The sequence below is a fragment of the Pseudomonas sp. P1_F1_2 genome (genome assembly GCF_056405815.1).
Genome location: NZ_JBFUBK010000002.1, coordinates 111,196 through 132,883 on the forward strand (window position 1 = coordinate 111,196; position 21,688 = coordinate 132,883).

General features: G+C 58.0%; 22 protein-coding genes. 10 read left to right on the top strand and 12 right to left on the bottom strand.

All coding sequences use genetic code 11. The annotated features are described in order from the left end of the window. Positions 1–12: 12 nt before the first annotated feature. Positions 13–1,554: a catalase KatB gene (gene katB / locus AC1D2P_RS01160; protein ID WP_477757938.1), complete on the bottom strand. Its 1,542-nt coding sequence runs from the start codon at positions 1,552–1,554 to the stop codon at positions 13–15. A gap of 285 nt (positions 1,555–1,839) precedes the next feature. Here katB and mscL point away from each other — a divergent pair, with 285 nt between their 5' ends. After that, complete coding sequence (gene mscL / locus AC1D2P_RS01165; protein ID WP_077431233.1) at positions 1,840–2,253, top strand: large-conductance mechanosensitive channel protein MscL; 414 nt, start codon at positions 1,840–1,842, stop codon at positions 2,251–2,253. A gap of 46 nt (positions 2,254–2,299) precedes the next feature. Here mscL and AC1D2P_RS01170 read toward each other — a convergent pair whose 3' ends face one another. Further along, positions 2,300–3,076, bottom strand: coding sequence for a ferredoxin--NADP reductase (locus AC1D2P_RS01170; protein ID WP_477757939.1), 777 nt, complete (start codon positions 3,074–3,076; stop codon positions 2,300–2,302). Positions 3,077–3,431: 355 nt separating this feature from the next. Between AC1D2P_RS01170 and AC1D2P_RS01175 the strand changes: the two genes are divergently transcribed. Continuing rightward, entirely contained in the window at positions 3,432–4,142 is a 711-nt protein-coding gene (locus tag AC1D2P_RS01175) for an autoinducer binding domain-containing protein (RefSeq protein ID WP_477757940.1), read from the top strand. 179 nt (positions 4,143–4,321) lie between these two features. After that, positions 4,322–5,446 carry a methyltransferase gene (locus AC1D2P_RS01180; RefSeq protein WP_109786315.1) on the top strand — a complete coding sequence of 375 codons (1,125 nt, stop codon included), beginning with the start codon at positions 4,322–4,324 and terminating at the stop codon, positions 5,444–5,446. A 70-nt stretch (positions 5,447–5,516) separates the two neighbouring features. On the opposite strand, the gene AC1D2P_RS01185 is transcribed toward AC1D2P_RS01180, so the two are convergent. From AC1D2P_RS01185 to AC1D2P_RS01195, 3 genes are all read right to left on the bottom strand, one after another. Further along, positions 5,517–5,684 carry a DUF2474 domain-containing protein gene (locus AC1D2P_RS01185; protein ID WP_077431231.1) on the bottom strand — a complete coding sequence of 56 codons (168 nt, stop codon included), beginning with the start codon at positions 5,682–5,684 and terminating at the stop codon, positions 5,517–5,519. Between the two features lie 82 nt (positions 5,685–5,766). Next, on the bottom strand, positions 5,767–6,774 hold the full coding sequence (cydB, locus tag AC1D2P_RS01190; RefSeq protein ID WP_109786316.1) for a cytochrome d ubiquinol oxidase subunit II: 1,008 nt from the start codon (positions 6,772–6,774) through the stop codon (positions 5,767–5,769). A 3-nt stretch (positions 6,775–6,777) separates the two neighbouring features. Continuing rightward, entirely contained in the window at positions 6,778–8,217 is a 1,440-nt protein-coding gene (locus tag AC1D2P_RS01195; protein ID WP_477757941.1) for a cytochrome ubiquinol oxidase subunit I, read from the bottom strand. A gap of 396 nt (positions 8,218–8,613) precedes the next feature. On the opposite strand from AC1D2P_RS01195, the gene AC1D2P_RS01200 reads away from it, so the two are divergent. Continuing rightward, positions 8,614–9,852 carry an MFS transporter gene (locus tag AC1D2P_RS01200; protein WP_046028617.1) on the top strand — a complete coding sequence of 413 codons (1,239 nt, stop codon included), beginning with the start codon at positions 8,614–8,616 and terminating at the stop codon, positions 9,850–9,852. 4 nt (positions 9,853–9,856) lie between these two features. Here the strand turns inward: AC1D2P_RS01200 and AC1D2P_RS01205 are convergent, their stop codons facing one another. Beyond that, entirely contained in the window at positions 9,857–10,408 is a 552-nt protein-coding gene (locus AC1D2P_RS01205; RefSeq protein WP_109786318.1) for a DJ-1 family glyoxalase III, read from the bottom strand. 67 nt (positions 10,409–10,475) lie between these two features. Further along, positions 10,476–10,931, bottom strand: a complete 456-nt coding sequence (locus tag AC1D2P_RS01210) for a DUF4879 domain-containing protein (protein WP_408981007.1) — start codon at positions 10,929–10,931, stop codon at positions 10,476–10,478. Positions 10,932–11,145: 214 nt separating this feature from the next. On the opposite strand from AC1D2P_RS01210, the gene AC1D2P_RS01215 reads away from it, so the two are divergent. Then, positions 11,146–12,441 carry an NCS2 family permease gene (locus AC1D2P_RS01215; protein WP_046028625.1) on the top strand — a complete coding sequence of 432 codons (1,296 nt, stop codon included), beginning with the start codon at positions 11,146–11,148 and terminating at the stop codon, positions 12,439–12,441. Next, on the top strand, positions 12,438–13,517 hold the full coding sequence (gene trmA, locus AC1D2P_RS01220; protein WP_477757942.1) for a tRNA (uridine(54)-C5)-methyltransferase TrmA: 1,080 nt from the start codon (positions 12,438–12,440) through the stop codon (positions 13,515–13,517). The genes AC1D2P_RS01215 and trmA overlap by 4 nt, the downstream gene beginning before the upstream one ends. 51 nt (positions 13,518–13,568) lie before the next feature. On the opposite strand, the gene AC1D2P_RS01225 is transcribed toward trmA, so the two are convergent. From AC1D2P_RS01225 to AC1D2P_RS01235, 3 genes are all read right to left on the bottom strand, one after another. Further along, entirely contained in the window at positions 13,569–14,015 is a 447-nt protein-coding gene (locus AC1D2P_RS01225; RefSeq protein ID WP_046028627.1) for a DUF2442 domain-containing protein, read from the bottom strand. Then, the gene (locus AC1D2P_RS01230) at positions 14,012–14,440 is read right to left on the bottom strand and encodes a DUF4160 domain-containing protein (RefSeq protein ID WP_477757943.1); all 429 of its coding nucleotides are present in this window, start codon (positions 14,438–14,440) and stop codon (positions 14,012–14,014) included. Before AC1D2P_RS01230 ends, AC1D2P_RS01225 begins: the two co-directional genes overlap by 4 nt. A 215-nt stretch (positions 14,441–14,655) precedes the next feature. Continuing rightward, on the bottom strand, positions 14,656–14,856 hold the full coding sequence (locus tag AC1D2P_RS01235) for a tautomerase family protein (RefSeq protein WP_046028630.1): 201 nt from the start codon (positions 14,854–14,856) through the stop codon (positions 14,656–14,658). A 116-nt stretch (positions 14,857–14,972) separates the two neighbouring features. On the opposite strand from AC1D2P_RS01235, the gene AC1D2P_RS01240 reads away from it, so the two are divergent. From AC1D2P_RS01240 to AC1D2P_RS01250, 3 genes are all read left to right on the top strand, one after another. Next, entirely contained in the window at positions 14,973–15,884 is a 912-nt protein-coding gene (locus tag AC1D2P_RS01240) for a LysR family transcriptional regulator (protein ID WP_046028632.1), read from the top strand. A gap of 139 nt (positions 15,885–16,023) precedes the next feature. Beyond that, positions 16,024–16,464 carry a type II 3-dehydroquinate dehydratase gene (gene aroQ / locus AC1D2P_RS01245; RefSeq protein ID WP_046028638.1) on the top strand — a complete coding sequence of 147 codons (441 nt, stop codon included), beginning with the start codon at positions 16,024–16,026 and terminating at the stop codon, positions 16,462–16,464. Between the two features lie 5 nt (positions 16,465–16,469). Continuing rightward, entirely contained in the window at positions 16,470–17,324 is an 855-nt protein-coding gene (locus tag AC1D2P_RS01250; protein ID WP_046028866.1) for a shikimate dehydrogenase, read from the top strand. Positions 17,325–17,349: 25 nt separating this feature from the next. Here the strand turns inward: AC1D2P_RS01250 and AC1D2P_RS01255 are convergent, their stop codons facing one another. Together AC1D2P_RS01255 and quiC are read right to left on the bottom strand one after the other, a co-directional pair. Continuing rightward, complete coding sequence (locus AC1D2P_RS01255; RefSeq protein WP_046028640.1) at positions 17,350–18,027, bottom strand: TetR/AcrR family transcriptional regulator; 678 nt, start codon at positions 18,025–18,027, stop codon at positions 17,350–17,352. A gap of 102 nt (positions 18,028–18,129) precedes the next feature. Continuing rightward, entirely contained in the window at positions 18,130–20,031 is a 1,902-nt protein-coding gene (gene quiC / locus AC1D2P_RS01260; protein WP_077431229.1) for a 3-dehydroshikimate dehydratase QuiC, read from the bottom strand. A gap of 408 nt (positions 20,032–20,439) precedes the next feature. Here quiC and AC1D2P_RS01265 point away from each other — a divergent pair. Further along, positions 20,440–21,688 (top strand): MFS transporter (locus tag AC1D2P_RS01265; RefSeq protein WP_477811287.1); only part of this gene is annotated, 1,249 nt, incomplete at its 3' end.

Consider the following 21,688-nt stretch of genomic DNA (forward strand, 5'->3'; position numbering starts at 1 on the left):
AGGCAAACGCGGTCAGTCGACCAGGTTGGCCGCCAGCGCCTTGACCCGGCTCAGGTCACCCTTGGCCACCTTGGTCACGCCCGTCCCGTATTCCGGGTCAGCCTTGTAGAGGAACGACAGGATGATGTGCTTGCTCTCGTCATCGGTTGTCGCGAGCGAACCGCCAAAACTCTCGATCAGGTCATTTCGCTCTTTTTTGCTGAAGGAGCGATACAGATCACCAGCCTGCTTGAAGTTTTGCTCGCGCTGGATCTTCGCCTGCTGGGTGCTGCCCGTCAGCGCCGATTGGCTGTAGCGCGCGGCTTGCGGTTCTTCGCGGGGCATTAGACGACTCGGCTGATAATTCACGCCTGTACTGCTTTGACCGATGTTCATCGCGCCGTCCTGATTACCGTTATTCACGGCAACTTTTGGCGCATTGATCGACAACTGCAGCGCATTGGCGCCCAGACGATAGAGTTGCGTATCGGCGTAGGAGAACACTCGCCCTTGCAATAAGCGATCTTCCGAAGGCTCGATACCGGGAACAAGATTGGCGGGGGCCATGGCAACTTGTTCGGTTTCCTGGAAGACATTCGAAGGATTACGATTCAAGACCATTTGTCCAACTTTTCGCTCAGGAACTCCAGGCCAGATCTTGGTCGCATCCAATGGATCGAAATCAAACTTGTACAGATCTTGTGATTTTACAACCTGAACGTACAAGTCCCACTTCGGAAAGTCACCCTTATTAATATGCGCAACCAAGTCATTTGTCATATGACTGTAATCTTTACCTTGAACTTCTGTCACGGACTTTGGATCGAGATTATTAATCCCCTGCAAACTTTTCCAGTGAAACTTCACGTAGTGCACATCGCCTTTGGCGTTAACTAACTTGTAGGCGTGCACACCGTTGCCATCCATTTCCCGATAACTGGCGGGAGTACCAGAGTTGGAATACAACTCGGTCAGGGTGCGAGTGGCTTCCGGGACATGGGAGAAGAAGTCGAAACGCCGCGAATCATCGTCGAGGTTGGTGCGAGGGTCTGGTTTAAACGCATGGACCATGTCTGGAAATTTGATCGCGTCACGGATGAAGAAGGTCGGAAAATTGTTGCCCACCAGGTCCCAGTTGCCGTCGGCGGTGTAGAACTTGGTGGCGAAACCGCGAGGGTCGCGCAGGGTTTCCGGCGAATGGTTGCCATGAACAACGGCGGAGAAACGCACGAACACCGGTGTGCTCTGGCCACCAGCAAACACTTTCGCCTTGGTCAGGTCGCTCAGGTCATTGGTCACGGTGAACGTGCCATGGGCCCCGGTGCCACGAGCATGCACCACACGCTCAGGAATGCGCTCACGGTCAAAGCGCTGCAGCTTCTGGATCAGTTGCACGTCCTGCAACAGCACCGGGCCAGTGGCACCCGCGGTTTGTGAGTTCTGGTTATCCCCCACGGCAGCACCGTTATCGCGGGTCAGTGTTGCAGCATGGACGGAGAAGGACAGTAGAGTGGCGGTTAAAACGCCAAAGGTACGCCGATGGGAAAAAGTCCCCAGGCCGATGGTCGAAGTCATATCAGGTTCCTCTGTTTTCAAGACGCACTCCCAGTGCGTGGACCAGAGGCTAGGGACCGAAGCGGTAAAACTTAAATAGAAATATCGCAACGTGACGATTCAGAATTTTATGTCGCCAATCAGTTACTTAACGCGTATTTTGCGCGCGATTGCTGGCACTTTGCCTTTTAATTGCCGGCAAACAGGTCAATTACATCGAGCATTGTAATTAGGTGTTTCGAGCACGAGTCGTTTTGCTGATTTACACTGCGTTCACCAACCTCATCTGTAACAAGGAAATAACCTATGGGCGTGATAAGTGAGTTCAAGGCCTTCGCGGTCAAAGGTAATGTGATCGACATGGCGGTCGGTATCATCGTCGGCGCGGCCTTCGGCAAGATCGTTACGTCGTTTGTCGGTGACGTGGTCATGCCGCCCATTGGCCTGTTGATCGGCGGGGTCGACTTCAGTGATCTGGCCATTACGCTTAAGGCCGCCGAAGGCAACGCCCCGGCCGTGGTGATGGCCTACGGCAAATTTATCCAGAGCATGATTGACTTCGTCATTGTCGCGCTCGCGATTTTCATGGGGATCAAAGCGATCAACCAACTGAAGCGCGAAGAGGCCGCCGCCCCGACACTGCCGCCGGTTCCGAGCAAGGAAGAAGAGTTGTTGAGCGAAATCCGCGACCTTCTCAAAGCCCAGAACAATCGGCCCTGACAGGCTGCCTGCAACAAGAAACGGCGCCTTTGGGGCGCCGTTTTTTTTACCAGAAGTTTTCCACAGCCACTTGGCCGGGTCGTCGACTGAGGCTCAAGTGCATGTCACGCTGTTTGAGCAATTTACGCGTGTCATCGATCATCTGCGGATTACCACACAACATGACCCGCGAATGCTCGGCCGTCAGCGCCACGCCTGCTGCCCGTTCCAGCTCGCCATTTTCGATCAGCGTAGTGATCCGTCCATTCAGGGCGCCAGGGTGTTGCTCGCGAGTGACGGTGGCGATGAACTGCAACTTGTGGGCGTATTCGGCCAGATAATCGCGTTGCCCCAACTCGGCGATCAGCGCCTGATAAGCCAGTTCCCGGGCTTCGCGTACGCTATAGACGAGGAGAATGCGCTCGAATTTCTCCCACACTTCGAAGTCCTGCAGGATCGACAGAAACGGAGCAATGCCGGTGCCTGTGGATAACAACCAGAGGTCACGCCCATCGACAAAGCGGTCAGGGGTCAAATAACCAAAGGCCTGGCGGTCGACCAGTAAGGTATCGCCAACGTCCAGGCGACTCAGCTCGCTGGTGAACTCCCCGCCTGGCACCACAATGGAGAAGAACTCGAGAAACTCGTCATACGGTGAGGACACCATCGAATAGGCACGCCAGACCGTACCGCCATCCGCCTTGGTAACGCCTAGCCGGGCAAACTGCCCCGCCCTGAAACGAAAGCCCGGATCCCGGGTAACCCGCAGGGTAAAGAGATTCGGGGTCAACGGCCGGACGTCGAGCAAGGTTTGGCGAGTGAACTTTTCGGCACTGGCGGTCATGGGTCGCTCCATTGAACTGATACCGCCAGTGTCGCGCAAAGCAGATGATGTAAACACTGATAATTTGTAGTGTCTTTAGAAATGAGATCCGCTGTTAGTCGCACTGAGTTGTACAACTGCTTATACATCGTATATGACATACAAAAACTTGTACAAAAAACAATAAATAGAATTACATCCACCATGCTAGATAGTTTTATCTGCGCCTCCCAAAGCTAAGAACCAGATATGCACTTCCGATAGTTTTCAAGAGCAAAAAATTGCAGCACTTATGTAGGATTACTCCTACACTCGGCACGTGCTGGATCTCGGATCCAAACATGCACCCCCAAGATGTTCGCATGGAGTTACCGCAATGAAAATGTGGAAGGAGTCGCAGTTACGACAGATATACGACGCCAAGGAAATTAAATCCGCCTATGAAATCTCACTCGATCTGATCCAGTGTCTTGGCTTCAATTTCTGTGCTTTTTCAATTACATCCTCCGCGGATGGACTTAATTGCGACACGGTAAGTTTTAACAATTATCCGCCCGATTGGAACACGAAGTATGAACATGAACATTTTGGTGACATAGATCCAATACTAGCTCATTGCAATCAATCAGAGCTGCCAATTCTTTGGGAGGATGAGGTCTTTTCAAAGGCTCCTCAGTTGAGACAGGCGCAAAAAAAACAAGGCTTGCAGTATGGCTGGTCACAATCGTTACACGACGGTAGCGGTCTGCGCAGTATGTTTAGCCTGGCCAGAAGCAGCACCCCGATCACTGCCGAGGAACTGTATGGACATCTGGGTTACGTCATTTTCATCAACCACCATATGCATGATCTCGCGGCTCAAAAACTGCGGCATCGCCTGCCGACAGCCTGCACACCTCATTTGTCGACGCGTGAAGTCGAAATCCTGAAATTGTCGGCCGACGGCAAGACCGCCTATGAATGCTCCAGAATTCTCAGCATCAGCGAACGCACCATCAATTTCCATGTGCGCAGCGCGATCCAGAAGTTTGGCGTGAACAACAAGATTGCAGCGGTGATAAAGGCGGTGAGGACGGGCGCCATCTGAATCCACCCGGTTCATGGAAAACCCGCGAGTAATCCAACCGAAAAAAAAGTACCATTTGCGGTCCCCCCTGAGTGATGACGTGTTTAACATCTCGTCGATGTGCACTCGGACGGTCCCGCCCGCTACAACGCCTTCGGCAGCGGGACACCACACCCGTTGACTACCCAGAGCCCCGCCTCATGCCCCTGCTCGAAACGCCCTTCGCCCAACTCGATCTGATCCGTCAGCCAGAGCAGCAGAACGAACCGCTGCAAGCTTTCGATGCGGCTGACGAATACCTGCTCAACCATCTGGCCGAACAACACCCCACGGCCGAGACTCGGGTATTGGTGCTCAACGACAGTTTTGGCGCGCTGGCTGCCAGCCTCGCGGGCAAGGTCCGGGTCATCAGCAGCGGCGACTCATTCCTGGCCTTTCAGGGACTGGAGAAAAACCTGATCCGTAACGGCCAGGCGTTTGACGCGGTGCCCCATGTGCCTGCCAGCGAAGTGCTCAGTGGCCCGTTTGACCGGGTATTGATCCGCGTACCGAAAACCCTGGCGTTGCTGGAGGAACAATTGATTCGCCTGCAAAGCCAACTGGCGCCGGGCGCGCAGGTGATTGCGGCGGCGATGATCAAGCATCTGCCACGTGCTGCCGGTGATCTGCTGGAACGCTACATCGGCCCGGTGCAAGCCTCCCTGGCGGTGAAAAAGGCCCGGCTATTGATCGCCACACCTGAAGCAAAAGCGCCTGCCGTGTCCCCCTACCCTTCGCGCTACCAACTCGATGACCCGGCCATTGAGCTGCTCAACCATGCCAATGTGTTCTGCCGCGAAGGCCTGGACATCGGCACGCGGGCCTTTCTGCCGCACTTGCCGAAAAACCTTGGCACCTCGCGAGTGGCCGACCTCGGGTGTGGTAATGGCGTGTTGGCCATTGCCAGTGCGCTGCAAAACCCTGAGGCGCAGTACACGTTGGTGGACGAGTCGTTCATGGCGGTGCAATCGGCCGCCGAAAACTGGCACGCGGCGCTGGGTGACAGAGCGGTCGTAGTGCGGGCAGGCGATGGCCTGGCGGGGCAAGAACCGCAATCCCTGGACGTAGTGCTGTGCAATCCGCCCTTCCACCAGCAACAAGTCATCGGCGACTTCCTCGCCTGGCGCATGTTCCAGCAAGCCCGTGAAGCGCTGGTGGTCGGTGGCGCGCTGTACATCGTCGGCAACCGCCACCTGGGTTACCACAGCAAGCTCGCCCGACTGTTCCGTGGCGTCGAGCAAGTGGCCGCCACCCCAAAATTCGTGATTCTCAAAGCCCGCAAATAAGCGCGGGCAAAAAAACCCTCCACGCGGGAGGGTTGCAAGTCCGTGCCTCCAAGGCAACGGGATGGGATCTTCAGTGTGTGGTCAGCCCCGCAGCATTCATGAACATGCGCATCAGGCTCGCCACAATAAACAGGGCTGCGACGCTACCGACCCAGATCAGGGCCAGCCATCCAAGCCGCTGCCACAGCGGCTTTTTTTCGGCTTCTTCAATGTCGTGCAGGGAATGTTTGCCGTTCATTGCATCGATCCTCAGTCAGGTCGATGGCGCCGGTGAGGGCGCCATCGTCGGAACGCCGCCCGGAGCAAGCTCGCCCACAGTGCTAGTGATAACCGTCTTCGTGGGTCACCTTGCCGCGGAACACGTAGTAGCTCCAGAAGGTGTAGCCCAGGATGAACGGGATGATGAATAACGTGCCCACCAGCATGAAGCCTTGGCTTTGCGGGGGTGCGGCGGCGTCCCAGATCGAGATCGACGGAGGCACGATGTTCGGCCACAGGCTGATGCCCAAACCACTGTAGCCGAGGAAGATCAGCACCAGCGTCAGCAGGAATGGCGTGTAGTGCGCATTGCGGGCGACGGCGCGGATCAAACCGTACATGGTCACCAGCACCAGAATCGGCACAGGCATAAACCAGAACAGGTTGGGCAACGTGAACCAGCGAGCGGCGATTTCGGCGTGGGCCAAGGGTGTCCAGATGCTGACGATACCGATCACCGCCAACACCACGAAAGCCAGCGGCCGTGCCAGGTCGTGCATTTGCTCTTGCAGCTTGCCTTCGGTCTTCATGATCAGCCAGGTGCAGCCGAGTAGCGCATAAGCCACCACGAGCGCCACACCGCAAAACAGGGTGAACGGTGTCAGCCAGTCCAGCGAACCACCGGCAAACTGGCGATTGACCACCGGCAACCCATCAATGAAAGCCCCCAACGCCACGCCCTGGAAGAAGGTCGCGGTGACGGACCCACCGATAAATGCCTTGTCCCAGAGATGGCGTTTGTCGTCCCTGGCCTTGAAGCGAAATTCAAAGGCCACACCACGGAAAATCAACCCGATCAGCATCAGGATCAGCGGCAGGTACAACGCCGAAAGCACCACCGAATACGCCAGCGGGAAGGCGCCAAACAATGCCGCGCCGCCCAGTACCAGCCAGGTTTCGTTTCCGTCCCACACCGGTGCAACGGTGTTCATCATGACGTCGCGGTCGGTCTTGCCCGGGATGAACGGGAAGAGAATCCCGATGCCCAGGTCGAAGCCGTCCATCACCACGTACATCATGATGCCGAAGATGATGATCACGGCCCAGATCAGCGGAAGATCAATACCCATGACTCAAATCTCCTTGGTCAGGCTGTGGCTGTGGTCGCTTTCAACGCTGTCGTCAGCGGCAGACAGGGGACGTGCCGGCGTGCGTTTCTGGCCAGGACCACCGTCGTTGGTTTCCTTGCCTTCGTCGATCTTCGGCCCTTTGCGCACCAGTCGCATCATGTAGCCCAGGCCGGCACCGAACAGCGCGAAATAGACCACGACGAACAGAATCAACGTGATGCTCATCTGCACGAAGCTATGGTTGGAGGAGGCATCCGCCGTGCGCATCAGACCGTAAACCACCCAAGGCTGGCGGCCGATTTCCGTGGTAAACCAACCCGCGAGGATGGCGATCAGACCGGACGGGCCCATCCACAACGCCAGGTAAAGGAACGGTCGAGAGGTGTAAAGCTTGTCGCGTTTGCGCAGCCACAGGCTCCACAACCCGGTGAAGATCATCAGCATGCCCAAGCCGACCATGATCCGGAACGACCAGAACACAATCGTCGAATTCGGCCGGTCTTCAGGCGGGAACTCCTTGAGCGCCGGCACCTGCTTGTCCAGCGAGTGAGTAAGAATCAGGCTGCCCAGGTACGGAATCTCGACGGCAAATCTGGTTCTTTCTTCTTTCATGTCCGGCCAGCCGAACAGGATCAGTGGGGTCGGCTCATCACCCTTGTTTTCCCAGTGGCCTTCAATCGCAGCGATTTTCGCCGGTTGATGCTTGAGCGTATTGAGGCCGTGGAAATCACCGATGACGGCTTGAATCGGCGCCACGATCAAGGCCATCCACATGGCCATCGAGAGCATGGTGCGGATCGCCGGGTTGTCCTTGCCGCGCAGCAAATGCCAGGCCGCCGAGGAGCCGACGAAAAACGCCGTGGCCACAAACGCTGCGGTCGCCATGTGCATCAGGCGATAGGGGAACGAGGGGTTGAAAATCACCGCCAGCCAGTCGGTTGGAATCACCTGGCCATTAACGATTTCGAAACCCTGAGGCGTTTGCATCCAGCTGTTGGATGCCAAAATCCAGAACGTCGAGATCAGCGTGCCGATGGCCACCATGACCGTGGCGAAGAAGTGCAGTTTGCGTCCGACCTTGTTCCAGCCAAACAACATGACCCCAAGGAAACCCGCTTCGAGGAAGAAAGCCGTCAGGACTTCGTACGTCAGCAATGGCCCGGTCACCGAACCGGCGAAGTCGGAGAAGCGACTCCAGTTGGTGCCGAACTGATACGCCATGACCAACCCGGAGACCACGCCCATGCCGAAGTTGACGGCAAATATCTTCGACCAGAAGTGATACAGGTCACGGTAGGTGTCGTTATGGGTTTTCAGCCACAGACCTTCGAGCACCGCCAGGTAACTCGCCAGGCCAATGGTGATGGCCGGGAACAGAATGTGAAACGAGATGGTAAACGCGAACTGAATTCGGGCGAGATCAAGTGCCTCTAAACCGAACATAAGTCATCCTCTGTCAGGTAATACGGCTGCTGGCTGGAAGCCTGCATCCACGGTTCCCACGGGTATGGAGTGCGGCGAATTCAAATTCGTTCTTTTTTTTACAAGCATCGCAACGCAGGCATTCTGGCTGGCCGCCGGATCAATTCCCTGGGGAGTTTTGATCTGGATCAATCAACGTTGAAAGAGTAGTCCCAATTCTGTTGATGAACCGCGTGGTCTTTTGCCGCGTGACAAGTTGCCTCATGGTATTGGTCACAGGCTGAAATACATTCCATGGTCATAGATAGCCAAAGGTGAATGAAATCGATGTCTGGCTAACGATTATTTCGCTCATGGCAACTTCCTGTTACAGCTTGGTGATAATCTCGCCGCTCCACTCTCCAGATTTGCCTCCAGATGCCCAGCCAAGCGCCCTTGCTGTTACGTCATCATCGCCCTTTCCTTGCGTTCTGGCTGGCCCGGGTGTTTACCGCCAGTGGTTTTCAGATGCTCACCGTGGCCATTGGCTGGAACCTCTACCAACTGACCGGCAACGTGCTCGACCTGGGCTTGGTCGGCTTGGTGGAGTTCGCACCGCGCGTGCTGTTCATGCTGCACACCGGGCATGTCGCCGACCGCTATGACCGGCGCAAAGTCGCTGCGATCTGTCAGTCCTTGCAAGCGCTGATCGCCTTGTCCCTGGCCATTGGCAGCGCGACCGATCATGTCACCCGGGAAATGATCTTCATCCTCGCGTTTCTGCTGGGTGCCGCGCGATCTTTCGAAATGCCCACCACTCAAGCCCTGTTGCCGAGCATCGTGCCCAGTGCGCTGTTTCCGCGCGCAGTGGCCGCCGCACAATCGGCGCAGCAGTCCGCCACCATCGTCGCCCCGGCGCTCGGGGGGTTGCTCTATGCCTTCGGCAGCGTCTGGGTGTATGGCCCGACGGTGATCCTCTACATCATTGCGTGCGTGCTGATGCTCAACCTGCCGGCCCGGCAAACACCGTTGAACAAGGGCAAGGCAACCCTGGATTCGCTGCTGGCGGGCATCCGCTTCATTCGCAGTCGCCCGGACATTCTCGGGGCGATTTCTCTGGATCTGTTTGCGGTCTTGCTCGGTGGCGCCACAGCATTGCTGCCGGTGTTCGCCAAAGACATCCTGCTGACCGGCCCGTGGGGGCTAGGCCTGCTGCGTTCCGCGCCGGCAGTCGGAGCGCTGTTGATGTCGCTGTTCCTGGCGCGATTTGCGGTTGAACGCAACGTCGGACGCGTGATGTTCACGGCTGTCGGGGTGTTCGGCGTGGCCACCATCGCGTTCGGTCTCTCGACTTCGTTCTGGTTCTCACTCGCGGTGCTGGTGGTGCTGGGCGCGGCAGACATGATCAGCATGGTGATCCGCGCCTCGTTCGTGCAATTGGAAACACCGGACGAAATGCGCGGCCGGGTCAGCGCCGTCAACGGTTTGTTCATCGGCGCTTCGAACCAGCTGGGCGAATTCGAATCCGGCCTGACCGCCCACTGGTTCGGCACCGTGCCGGCAGTGGTCATGGGCGGGATCGGCACATTGGTGGTGACCGGGACCTGGGTGAAACTGTTCCCGACCTTGGCCAACCGTGACCGCATGCATGTGCCGGTGGAAGAAGTGAAGGTCTGAACCTCTAAACCAACAACTCCCCCGCCACCGCCGTTCGCGTGGCTTTGCCGCAGAGTTGTTCCACCAGCGTCAAGGCAAATGCCAGCGCGGCCCCGGAACCCTGGGCGGTTATGCAGTTGCCGTCGACCACCACTGGTTGATCGACGAAGTTGCAACCTGACAATTGATGGCTGGCCGACGGCAGGCAGGTCATGCGTCGCTGGCGCAATACGCCAAATTGTTGCAACGCGACCGCCGGGGCTTCGGCGATGCCCGCGAACAGGCGTCCGGCGGCGGCATGATCCTTGATCAATTGTTGCAGGGGTTGGTGCGCCGCCAAGTGTTGCGCGCCCACGGCGCCGCCGGGCAAGGCGATGAGGTCGAACGGCTGGGCCAGCAAGTCCACGAGCATGGCATCGGCCGTCAGCCGGGTGCCACGGGCGCAGGTGAGCATGCGCCGCCCCTCGATGCTCGCCACTACCACTTCAACCTTGGCGCGGCGCAGCACATCGACGAGGGTCACTGTTTGCAGGTCATCGATGCCCTCGGCGAGGGTAATCAAAGCTCTAAAGGTCATGGGGACAGTCCACAGGGTGATCTTTAAAGCGTAGTCAGCTTTCGGGCGCAGCCGTTACTTGCGGCCGTTATTTGATGTAGAGCTGTGTCGACATCGTATTGCCCGGCGCGTTGATCGAGGTATTGCTAAAGGTGAAGACGCCGTCCTGCTTGCCGGCCAGATCCAGAATGTACAGATAGCCGACGGTTTTTCGCCCCACGGTGCACTCGGTCAGATTACCGGTATCAAAAGCGCAGACCGGCGTGCGAGTGCCGTTCACTTCAAACCCGTCCAATGCGACATGGGCCTCTCGTCCGTAGCCGATTTCCAGCACGTAGACTTTGATGTTCGGCCCGCTGTGGTCGCAGCGCGTCTGATCCTGCCCCTCGGCGATGTCTTCAAAGCCACAACCGGGTGATTCGACCTTGAGCACCTTCAACTGGCTCAACGGTGGCGCCATTGCGGCCAAGGCGCTTTGTGCTCCCAAGAGCAAGGCAGCCATGACACCAATGACAGCGATTACACGCGTTTTCATGCAATACATAGTGACCCCCAAAACCGGCGCGCAGTATGGCTCACTTCGCTTGACGGCAAAACATCGACGACGTTCACAGCCATAAGCAGCCATAACCCCACGCTGCTGGTATGATGCGCGGCTTTTTCCGGCCCACAGTAATTTCCCAGGCGCGTTCAGCGGTCTGTGCTTTGCTGTTGAGGTCGATACATTCACGGCGCCCGGCGCGCCACGGGGAGCAGACATGCTGGAAAGGCTGTTTCAACTCAAGGCACACAACACCAACGTGCGGACCGAGATTCTGGCGGGCGTCACGACTTTCTTGGCCATGGCCTACATTCTATTCGTCAACCCGAGCATCCTCGGCGAGACCGGCATGGACAAGGGCGCGGTGTTCGTCGCTACCTGTCTGGCCGCCGCCATTGGCTCCACGATCATGGGCCTGATCGCCAACTACCCGATTGCGCTCGCGCCGGGCATGGGCTTGAACGCCTTCTTCACCTACACCGTGGTCCTGCACATGGGCCACACCTGGCAAGTGGCGCTGGGTGCGGTGTTTATTTCGGCGGTGTGCTTCTTCCTGCTGTCGATCTTCCGCATCCGTGAATGGATCATCAATAGCATCCCGCTGCCGCTGCGCTCGGCGATTGCCGCTGGTATCGGCCTGTTCCTGGCACTGATCGCCCTGCATAACGCAGGTATCGTGGTCAGCAACCCGGCGACCATGGTCGGCCTCGGTGACCTGAAACAACCCGCCCCGATCCTTGCGACCCTGGGTTTTGCCCTGATCGTTGCCCTTGAAGCCTTGGCCGTGCGCGGCGCAGTACTGATCGGCATTCTGGTGGTCACCATCGTTTCGATCGTAATGGGCTTCACCCCGTTCGGCGGCGTAATGTCGATGCCACCGTCGCTGGCCCCGACCTTCATGCAACTGGACATCAAAGGCGCACTGGACATCGGTCTGGTCAGCGTGATTTTTGCCTTCCTGTTCGTCGACCTGTTCGACAACTCCGGCACCCTGATCGGCGTTGCCAAGCGTGCCGGCCTGATGGGCAAGGACGGCCACATGCCGAAAATGGGTCGCGCCCTGATCGCCGACAGCACCGCGGCCATGGCCGGTTCGCTGCTGGGCACCTCGACCACGACCAGCTACATCGAATCCGCAGCCGGCGTGAGTGCCGGTGGCCGCACCGGCCTGACGGCCGTCGTGGTCGCGATTCTGTTTCTGCTGGCGCTGTTCTTCTCGCCACTGGCGGCCAGCGTTCCGGCGTTTGCCACGGCACCGGCACTGCTGTTCGTCGCCGTATTGATGACCTCCGGCCTGGCCGAAATAGACTGGGACGACATTACCGTTGCCGCACCGGTGGTGATCACTGCGCTGGCCATGCCGTTCACTTATTCCATCGCCAACGGCATCGCCTTCGGTTTCATCTCGTGGACCGCCATCAAGTTGATGTCCGGTCGCGGCCGTGAACTGAACCCGGCGCTGGTGATCCTGTCGATTCTGTTCGTGATCAAGCTGGGTTGGTTCAACGCATGACTTTTGATTCCCAGGCCTACGCCGTTCAGCTCGAAGAAAAGGTCACGCGCCTGCGTGACCTGCTGGCCCCGTTCGATGCACCTGAACCGGCCGTCTTCGACTCGCCGCTGCAAAACTTCCGCCTGCGCGCCGAATTCCGCCTGTGGCGTGAAGCCGGCGAGCGGCACTACGCGATGTTTTCCCAGGAAGACAAGCGCACGCCGATCCTGATCGAAGAATTCCCGATTGCCAGCCTGCGCATCAATGAATTGATGCCCCAGCTGAAGGCGGCCTGGATAGCCAGTGCGCCCCTGAGCCATAAGCTGTTCCAGGTGGAGTTCCTGACCACCCTGGCCGGCGATGCGATGATCACCCTGTGCTATCACCGTCCGCTGGACGAACACTGGCATACGGCGGCAACGAAACTGGCCGCCGACCTGAACGTCAGCATCATCGGCCGCTCCAAGGGCAAGCGCGAAGTGATCGGTCACGATTATGTGGTCGAGAAACTGGAAGTCGGCGGTCGTACCTTCAGCTACCGCCAACCGGAAGGTGCGTTCACCCAGCCCAACGGCACCGTCAATCAGAAGATGCTCAACTGGGCTTACGACGCACTGGGCGACCGCGCGGACGATTTGCTGGAGCTCTATTGCGGCAACGGCAACTTCACCCTGCCGCTCGCGACCCGTGTACGCAAAGTACTGGCCACCGAAATCAGCAAGACCTCGGTCAACGCGGCGTTGAGCAACCTCAGCGAAAACGCGGTGGATAACGTCACGCTGGTGCGTTTGTCTGCCGAAGAGCTGACTGAAGCGCTGAACGAAGTCCGCCCTTTCCGTCGCTTGCATGGCATCGACCTCAAGAGCTATGAGTTCGGCAGCGTATTCGTCGACCCGCCCCGCGCCGGCATGGACCCGGACACCTGCGAGTTGACTCGACGCTTCGACAATATCCTCTACATTTCCTGCAACCCGGAAACCCTGGCGGCGAACATCGCCCAGTTGCACGACACGCACCGCATCACTCAGTGCGCAATGTTCGATCAGTTCCCGTGGACCCATCACATGGAATCCGGGGTGTTGTTGACCCGTCGTTGATTGCAGCCGATACAAACAAGCCGTCATCACGACGGCTTTTTTGTGGGCGGATCAAAGAGCCGCGTCGACCTTGCGCGGACGACCGCCCTTTTTGCCATTGGCCCGTGCAGCCTCGCTTTTGGCAGCGCTACTCTGACGACCATTGCGTGAGGCGACGACTGAAGAGGCCATGTCCATCAGCGACTTGCTCGCCGAAATCAACCCGGCAATGGAGACCTGTAAATCCCTGCCTTCATGGCACAAAGCGGTTCCCGAAAAGCCAACCTTCAAATCAGCGAATTCTCCAGCGTCAAAGCCATCAAATTCCGGGTAACTCTTCACCGGAAGGAGCACGCCGCTGCCGTCCTCAAAGCTGATGACCAGGCAATGTCCTGACCAAGCCACTGCAGTCGCATTCAATCCGCTACGACGACTCAACTCGCCTCGCTGAAGCGCCTGCTCCAGTGCAGCTTCAGTGACGGGGCTATCCGCCTGGTTTTTCGCCTTTATCGTTTTCATAATTCAATTTCCACTCCCTCCGCAGCCCCCACCAGGGCCAACAGAGTCTTGTTCACCTCAGGCTCGTAACAGGCCGAGCCAATCAAGTATGTCGTGCTGGCGATTCGTTTCATCACGACCACTTCATTGCCCTCCCAATCCCACAACTGATTGTCCAGGCACGCTGTATGCAGTTTGCTCCACCAGATGCCACGAGCTCTCCGTAAATGCGCAGGCTGCCGAAGCGCCTGTCGTAATCCTTCCAGTACCGCTGAAGGTGGCCGCTGTGAAAGAGGAACGACATCCCAGAGTTCGACGCCGTTGTGCCAGAAACTGAATTTGAAGCGTGCGCCCCATGTTCCTGCATCTACATGGACATGAGGCGGACAATGTTCGTCGCGCAGCATGATGACCAATGACAAGCCTTTGTAGCGGCATACGTTCATGCTAACCCATCCGTTAGGTTATAGATTGCAAAGATTCTCCACTCCTTGAAGAACCCGATAACTGGCGCTGATTGCTTGATGAACAATTCAGGATTGAGACTAGCTTCCGAGAGCTTTTCGACTTGTCGATTGCCGCCCCAAATAGTAAGCAATCCTTTCACCACACCCACAAAAAAGCCGTCACGAGGACGGCTGTCTTGAGTTGCACCCCATCATTACGACTGCTTTCTATGCTCGGTAACGGTCAGCCCCGCATGCCCCCAGTTATCGGTATCCACCTCTTCGATCACGATATGGGTCACTTCCGGAGGCTTGCCGAGGACACGCTGCAGGGTTTCGGTAATTTCAGCGATGACCTGGGCTTTCTGCTCACGGGTAACGCCTTCACGGGTAATACGCACGCTGACGAAAGGCATGATGCTGCTCCTGTCCGGTAATCAAATCTGGATAAAACGCCAGTAAAGCACTGCGGCGGTGATTTCATCTACAGTGTCGGCATTCAGTCCTCATTTGATCCCCGGTGTAATCAATCATGCAGCGAGTCTTCGATGATCTTCAGTTGGGCAGCATCGAACTGTTTTGCCTCGCAGCGGAAGCCGGGAGCTTTACCGCCGCCGCGCTGGTGGCAGGTGTGACGCCGGCCGCCGTCAGCCGTTCGGTGTCGCGCATGGAAGAACGCCTGGGCGTGCGCTTATTCGCGCGCACCACCCGCAGCGTGAAGTTGACTGACAGCGGCCGCCGTTATTACGAAGAATGTCGTCAGGCGCTGGCGCAATTGATCGAGGCTCAGCGCGAGGTCATGGGCCAACAGCAGCAACCGTCCGGCACGTTGCGTATCAGCATTCCAACGACCTATGCGCACCACAGAATTCTGCCGTTGCTGCCGGAATTTCGGGCGCGCTTTCCCGATGTAAAGGTCGAGTCGCACATCAGCAATCGCAACATCGACTTCGTCGGCGAAGGCTATGACATGGCGATTCGCGTGCGGGCCATCCCCGATTCCGGCTTGATCGCCCGTCACCTGGAAGACGCCGAACTGGTGATGATTGCCAGTCCCGAGTACCTCAAGCGCGCTGGCGTTCCACAAACGCTGGATGAGTTGGCGCAACACGAATGCATTCAATACGAATTGCCCAGCAGCGGCCGGCGAATTGCCTGGCTGTTCAATGACAATGGCGTGCCGCGAGAGATTTTGGCCGAGGGCAGTTTCAGTTGCTCGGACGATGTGCTGGGTGGCGTTACCCTGGCCAGACATGGGGCGGGACTGTTTCAGACGTACCGGTTTATCGTCGAAAACGAATTGGCCGATGGCTCTCTGGTGGAGGTGCTCAAGCCTTTCGGCAGGCGTTCGCGGCCGTTCACGTTGCTGTATCCGCAAAGCCGGCACATGCCGCTTCGGTTGAGGGCGTTTATCGACTTTCTGGTCGAACATCTGCCGCGCTGATCGTCGCCACTGTCCGATCACCGCACACAAAACACGACCAACCCGCCTCTTTAATTGACCAAATTAACCAGCTAGTACAATTTATCTCCACAGGCTGATGACACCAGCCGATTCCAAAAATAATAAGTGGAGACTTCCCATGCCCCCTATCGTTCTGGTGCTCAACGGCCCGAACCTGAACCTGCTCGGCACCCGTGAACCGGCAACTTATGGCCACGAAACCCTGGCGGATATCTCGGCGCTGTGCGGCCGCGCCGCCGAAGAGTTCGGCTTGGTCGTGGAATTTCGCCAGACCAACCACGAAGGCGAATTGCTCGACTGGATTCACGCCGCTCGTGGGCGTTGCGCCGGGATTGTGATCAACCCGGCCGCCTGGACTCACACCTCGGTGGCGATCCGCGACGCTCTCGTTGCCAGCGAACTGCCGGTGATCGAAGTTCACCTGTCGAACGTCCACGCCCGCGAGTCGTTCCGGCATCACTCGTTCGTCTCGGCCATCGCCACCGCGGTCATGGCCGGTTTCGGCAGCCACGGCTATCGCCTGGCACTGGAACATTTCAGTCTGAAATTGAAGGGATGAAAGCGATGACTCAGCACAACAGCGTACTGGCCGGGCTGATCGGCGCCGGGATTCAAGCCTCCCGCACACCGGCACTGCACGAGCATGAAGGCGACGCGCAGGGCATGCGTTATCTCTACCGTTTGATCGATCTGGATCAGTTGAAGCTCGACAGCAGCGCCCTGCCCGATTTGCTGTTGGCGGCCGAACGGATGAATTTCACCGGGCTCAACATCACCTTCCCGTGCAAACAGACGATCATCCCGCTGCTCGACGAACTGTCGCCAGAGGCCCGCGGTATTGGCGCGGTGAATACCGTGGTCTTGAAAGATGGCAAACGCATCGGCCACAACACTGATTGCCTGGGTTTCGCCGAGGGTTTTCGCCGTGGCCTGAAGGACGTTGCCCGTGAGCGTGTCGTACAAATGGGTGCCGGCGGTGCAGGCGCGGCGGTGGCCCACGCACTATTGAGCGAAGGTGTACAGCTGTTGAGCATTTTCGATGTGGAGATCAGCCGCGCGCAGGCCTTGGCGGACAACCTCAATCAACATTTCGGGGCCGGTCGCGCGGTGGCCGGGCATGATTTGCCGAGCACTTTGGGCCTGGCTGACGGCTTGGTGAACACCACACCCATGGGCATGAAAAAACTCCCGGGCATGCCCGTGCCGGCGGAGTTGCTTCGCGCCGAATTGTGGGTGGCCGAGATCGTGTACTTTCCGCTGGAAACCGAACTGCTGCGCAACGCCCGAGCCCTCGGTTGCCGGACCCTGGATGGCGGCAACATGGCAGTGTTTCAGGCCGTGAAGGCATTTGAATTGTTCAGCAACGTAGTGCCGGATGCGCAGCGAATGCTGGCGCACTTTCAGAGCATGAAGGGTTGAAGGGGGATAACCCCCTCACACAAGGTCAGGCCTGCAGATAGCGCAACACCGACTCACAAATCATCTCGCGATGACGCTGCTTGATGGCGTCGTCCGGCAGGTCGATCTGAAAAATCTCACCAAAGGTATGGCGGTTCGACACGCGATAGAAGCAGAACGAACTGATCAGCAAATGCACATCCAGCGGCACGAGCCCTGCGCGGAATAGACCTTCTTCGGCGCCACGACGCAAAATTTCGCCCAGTGAATCGAGGATCGTGTTGTTCATCGCCTTGATCGCATCGGAGCGCTTCACATACTCGGCATTGTGAATGTTCTCGATGCTCACAATGCGCACGAAATCGACATTGCGATCATGGTGATCGAAGGTGAACTCCACCAGGCGCCGGATCGCCTCGACCGGCGCCAGTTCGGTCAGGTGCAAGCGGTTTTCGGTGCTGCGAATGTCTCCGTAGAGTTTTTCCAGCACCTCAACGTACAGCTGCTCCTTGCTGCCGAAGTAGTAGTAGATCATGCGCTTGGAGGTGTGAATGCGCTCGGCGATTGCATCGACGCGAGCACCGGAAAGCCCCTGCTGGACGAACTCGACAATCGCCTCTTGAAGGATGTTTTCGCGGGTTTTTTCCGGGTTGTTTTTGCGGCCCTTGCGCGGCTCGACGATCACATCGTCGGGCACTGCGGAGCGTTCTGAAGTCATTGTCATTACGGGCTCACGGCCATCACTGCACAGGCTGGCGATTATGGGCCGCTGCGCACAGTGAAGGAAGCCGCGTGGCAGCGGTTTGTATCGGCGCTTACGATTTTCCTACAACTTGGCCTGACGGATCGCACCGCTGCGAGATTTGGCCATCGCCGCCAGTCGCACCGCCACGTTCGCTGCGCCGTACCCCGCGTAGCCGTTCTTGCGTTGAATGATTTCAAAGAAGAACCGCCCTTCAAACGGCTCGGTGTACACATGAAACAGTTCGCCGCCCTGAGCATCGCGGTCGTACAAAACGTTGTAATACGCCAGTTCGCTGAGGAACTCGTCATCGAAATCAAACCGTGCGGCGAGGTCATCGTAGTAATTGAGCGGGATGTCCAGCAACGGCACCCCCGCCTCCTTGGCCCGGCTGACTTGCGCAAAGATATCGTCGCAATCGAACGCGATGTGATGCACACCGGAGCCGCGATAACTCGACAGCGCGTGTGAGATGGCGGTGTTGCGATTCTCGGAAATGTTCAGCGGCAAACGGATCGAACTGTCGCGGCTGCGCAGCGCACGGCTTTTTACCAGGCCGTACGGGTCGGGCAACACCACTTCATCGTCAGCTTCAAAGTCCAGCAGGCTCTTATAAAACAGCACCCAACTGTCGAGGCTGTCGGCCGGCAATGCCATGGCCATATGGTCGATACGCTTGAGGCCGCCGCTGGCCACGGCGTCGGGGAACAGATGGAAATCGGTGCCATAGACATCGGCGTCTTGATCCACCAGATAGATCAGGCTGCCATCCGGGGCTCGAACCGCCGCCAGTTCCAATTCGTTGGGGCCCACCAGCCCGCGATACGGCTGACCTTTGTAGGCCACCGCCCGGGCCAGCGCACTGGCGCTGTCCTTGACCCGCACGGCCGTCGCGCACAACGACGGGCCATGGGCTTCGAAAAAACTATGGGCAAACGAATACGGTTCGGAGTTGAGGACCAGGTTGATATCGCCCTGACGCAGCAGGCTAACGCTCTTGGAGCGATGCTGCCCGGCCTTGACGAAACCCAACCGTTCCAGCCAATGCGAGAGCTTGGCACCGAGGCTTTCGTCCACTGCAAACTCGAGAAACTCGATGCCGTTGTATTCGCTGGCCTTTGGCGTCTCGAACAAAATGTCGAGGTTGGCCGAGGGCTTGGTTTGCTGCTCCAGACGCTGACGGGTTTTCTCCTCCAGGTACAGCAGCGAACGCAAACCGTCGGCGGCATTGGCCCGAGGCGGCGCGGCACGGAAACCATCGTTGAAGATTTCCAGTGACAGCGGCCCGGTGTAACCGCTCTGGATGATCGGCGCAAGAAAGCCCGGCAGGTCGAATTCACCCTGGCCAGGGAAGCAGCGGAAATGCCGGCTCCACTCCAACACGTCCATGGCCAGGATGGGTGCATCGGCCATTTGCACGAAGAAAATCTTGTCGCCCGGAATTTCGGCGATGGCGCTCGGATCGCCCTTGAGCGACAGCGTGTGAAAGCTGTCCAGCAAGACGCCGAGGCTAGGGTGATCCGCCTGGCGAACGATGTTCCACACCTGTTGATAAGTGTTCACATGCCGGCCCCAGGCCAGGGCTTCGTAACCGATTCGCAGACCACGCGCGCCAGCACGTTCGGCCAGCAGGCGCAAATCGTCGACCAGGATCTGTTCATCACCGACCGAATCAGCCGAGGCGTTACTGCACACCAGCACCAGGTCAGTGCCCAGCTCCTGCATCAAGTCGAATTTGCGCTCGGCCCGCTCGAGGTTGCGTGACAGGCGGTCACGGCGGCAGCCTTCGAAATCCCGGAAGGGTTGAAACAGTGTGATCGCGATCCCGAGATCGGCGCACATCTGTTTGATTTCCCGTGGGCTACCGTCGTAGTAAAGAAGGTCATTCTCGAAAATCTCCACTCCGTCAAAACCGGCGGCGGCAATGGCTTCGAGCTTTTCCGGCAGGGTACCGCTCAAGGAAACGGTGGCAATGGAACGCTGCATATTTCGACTCCCGGTGGTGGAGACACTCTTGTTATCGATATCGCACGCTTCGCTTTATGTAGCAGCTGGCGAAGCCTGCGTTCGGCTGCGCAGCAGTCGTGAAATCGGGCGATGCGGTCTTACAGATAAACCGCATGCGACTGCTTCGCAGCCGAACGCAGGCTTCGCCAGCTGCTACAGGGTCCGCGTTTAACTTGAGGGGAATTATTGGCCTGGCAGAATCGAACAGCAATTCAAAGTGTACTATCTGGTTAGTTTTGCGTGCGATTATCGAACACAATGGCCTTTGGCGAATTGACGATTTTTTGTCCACTGCGCAACATCAACTCCACATTGAGCCCGGTCATGAAACATCGGACTCGGTTAAAAAAGACCCAGAACACCACATAAAAACAATCGGTGGCCTACATGATTCCTTCCCAAAGCTCACGCATGGCTCCGGCCATGAGCGTCACTGCCGGCGGCATCGGCGACAAAATCCGCGGCGCCATGGCGGTCGGCAAAACCCGTTGGGGCATGCTGGCGCTGGTGTTCTTCGCGACAACCCTGAACTACATCGACCGCGCCGCCCTGGGCGTCATGCAGCCCATCCTCGCCAAGGAAATGAGCTGGACGGCGATGGACTACGCCAACATCAACTTCTGGTTCCAGGTCGGTTACGCCATCGGTTTCGTGCTGCAGGGCCGCTTGATCGACCGGGTCGGTGTCAAGCGCGTGTTCTTCTGCGCGGTGCTGCTCTGGAGCATCGCCACCGGTGCCCACGGCCTGGCCACTTCAGCCGTCGGCTTCATGGTCTGCCGTTTCATCCTTGGTTTGACCGAAGCCGCCAACTACCCCGCCTGCGTGAAAACCACCCGCCTGTGGTTCCCGGCCGGTGAACGCGCCGTGGCCACCGGCATCTTCAACGCCGGGACCAACGTCGGTGCGATGTTCACCCCGATGTTGCTGCCGCTGATCCTGCATGTCTGGGGCTGGCAAGCCGCGTTCCTGTGCATGTCGGCACTGGGCGGGATCTGGTTGCTGTTCTGGGGCTTGAAGTACTTCAACCCGGAAGATCACCCGAGCGTCAAACAGTCGGAACTGGACTACATCCAGAAAGAAGTCGAGCCGGAACAAGCCCGCGTGCCGTTCTCGAAAATCCTGCGCATGCGTGGCACCTGGGCGTTCGCCCTCGCCTACTCGATGACCGCGCCGGTGTTCTGGTTCTACCTGTACTGGCTGCCGCCGTTCCTCAATCAGCAATACAACCTGGGAATCAACGTGACCCAGATGGGCATTCCGCTGATCATCATTTACCTGACCGCTGACTTCGGCAGCGTCGGCGGCGGGATCCTCTCCTCGTTCCTGATCGGTCGCGGTATCAACCCGATCAAGGCGCGGTTGATGTCCATGTTCCTGTTCGCCTGCTGCATCGTCGGCGTGGTCATGGCGGCCGGCGCCAGCAATCTGTGGGTCGCAGTGGCCGCCATCTCCCTGGCCATCGGTGCTCATCAGGCCTGGACTGCAAACATCTGGAGCCTGGTGATGGACTACACGCCCAAGCACATGATGAGCACGGTGTTTGGTTTTGGCGGCATGTGCGCAGCCATCGGCGGGATGTTCATGACGCAGTTGGTCGGCCATATCCTGACCGTCACCAACAATAACTACACCGTGT

What these genes read in the sequence shown, in the direction of transcription:
- AC1D2P_RS01255 (WP_046028640.1), bottom strand. Translation starts at nt 18,027, where the DNA reads ATGACAATGACTTCAGAACGCTCCGCAGTGCCCGACGATGTGATCGTC.
- AC1D2P_RS01195 (WP_477757941.1), bottom strand. Translation starts at nt 8,217, where the DNA reads ATGTTCGGTTTAGAGGCACTTGATCTCGCCCGAATTCAGTTCGCGTTT.
- AC1D2P_RS01240 (WP_046028632.1), top strand. Translation starts at nt 14,973, where the DNA reads ATGCAGCGAGTCTTCGATGATCTTCAGTTGGGCAGCATCGAACTGTTT.
- AC1D2P_RS01235 (WP_046028630.1), bottom strand. Translation starts at nt 14,856, where the DNA reads ATGCCTTTCGTCAGCGTGCGTATTACCCGTGAAGGCGTTACCCGTGAG.
- AC1D2P_RS01230 (WP_477757943.1), bottom strand. Translation starts at nt 14,440, where the DNA reads ATGAACGTATGCCGCTACAAAGGCTTGTCATTGGTCATCATGCTGCGC.
- cydB (WP_109786316.1), bottom strand. Translation starts at nt 6,774, where the DNA reads ATGGGTATTGATCTTCCGCTGATCTGGGCCGTGATCATCATCTTCGGC.
- AC1D2P_RS01205 (WP_109786318.1), bottom strand. Translation starts at nt 10,408, where the DNA reads ATGACCTTTAGAGCTTTGATTACCCTCGCCGAGGGCATCGATGACCTG.
- aroQ (WP_046028638.1), top strand. Translation starts at nt 16,024, where the DNA reads ATGCCCCCTATCGTTCTGGTGCTCAACGGCCCGAACCTGAACCTGCTC.
- AC1D2P_RS01170 (WP_477757939.1), bottom strand. Translation starts at nt 3,076, where the DNA reads ATGACCGCCAGTGCCGAAAAGTTCACTCGCCAAACCTTGCTCGACGTC.
- AC1D2P_RS01225 (WP_046028627.1), bottom strand. Translation starts at nt 14,015, where the DNA reads ATGAAAACGATAAAGGCGAAAAACCAGGCGGATAGCCCCGTCACTGAA.
- katB (WP_477757938.1), bottom strand. Translation starts at nt 1,554, where the DNA reads ATGACTTCGACCATCGGCCTGGGGACTTTTTCCCATCGGCGTACCTTT.
- AC1D2P_RS01180 (WP_109786315.1), top strand. Translation starts at nt 4,322, where the DNA reads ATGCCCCTGCTCGAAACGCCCTTCGCCCAACTCGATCTGATCCGTCAG.
- mscL (WP_077431233.1), top strand. Translation starts at nt 1,840, where the DNA reads ATGGGCGTGATAAGTGAGTTCAAGGCCTTCGCGGTCAAAGGTAATGTG.
- quiC (WP_077431229.1), bottom strand. Translation starts at nt 20,031, where the DNA reads ATGCAGCGTTCCATTGCCACCGTTTCCTTGAGCGGTACCCTGCCGGAA.
- AC1D2P_RS01175 (WP_477757940.1), top strand. Translation starts at nt 3,432, where the DNA reads ATGAAAATGTGGAAGGAGTCGCAGTTACGACAGATATACGACGCCAAG.
- AC1D2P_RS01185 (WP_077431231.1), bottom strand. Translation starts at nt 5,684, where the DNA reads ATGAACGGCAAACATTCCCTGCACGACATTGAAGAAGCCGAAAAAAAG.
- AC1D2P_RS01200 (WP_046028617.1), top strand. Translation starts at nt 8,614, where the DNA reads ATGCCCAGCCAAGCGCCCTTGCTGTTACGTCATCATCGCCCTTTCCTT.
- AC1D2P_RS01210 (WP_408981007.1), bottom strand. Translation starts at nt 10,931, where the DNA reads ATGTATTGCATGAAAACGCGTGTAATCGCTGTCATTGGTGTCATGGCT.
- trmA (WP_477757942.1), top strand. Translation starts at nt 12,438, where the DNA reads ATGACTTTTGATTCCCAGGCCTACGCCGTTCAGCTCGAAGAAAAGGTC.
- AC1D2P_RS01250 (WP_046028866.1), top strand. Translation starts at nt 16,470, where the DNA reads ATGACTCAGCACAACAGCGTACTGGCCGGGCTGATCGGCGCCGGGATT.
- AC1D2P_RS01215 (WP_046028625.1), top strand. Translation starts at nt 11,146, where the DNA reads ATGCTGGAAAGGCTGTTTCAACTCAAGGCACACAACACCAACGTGCGG.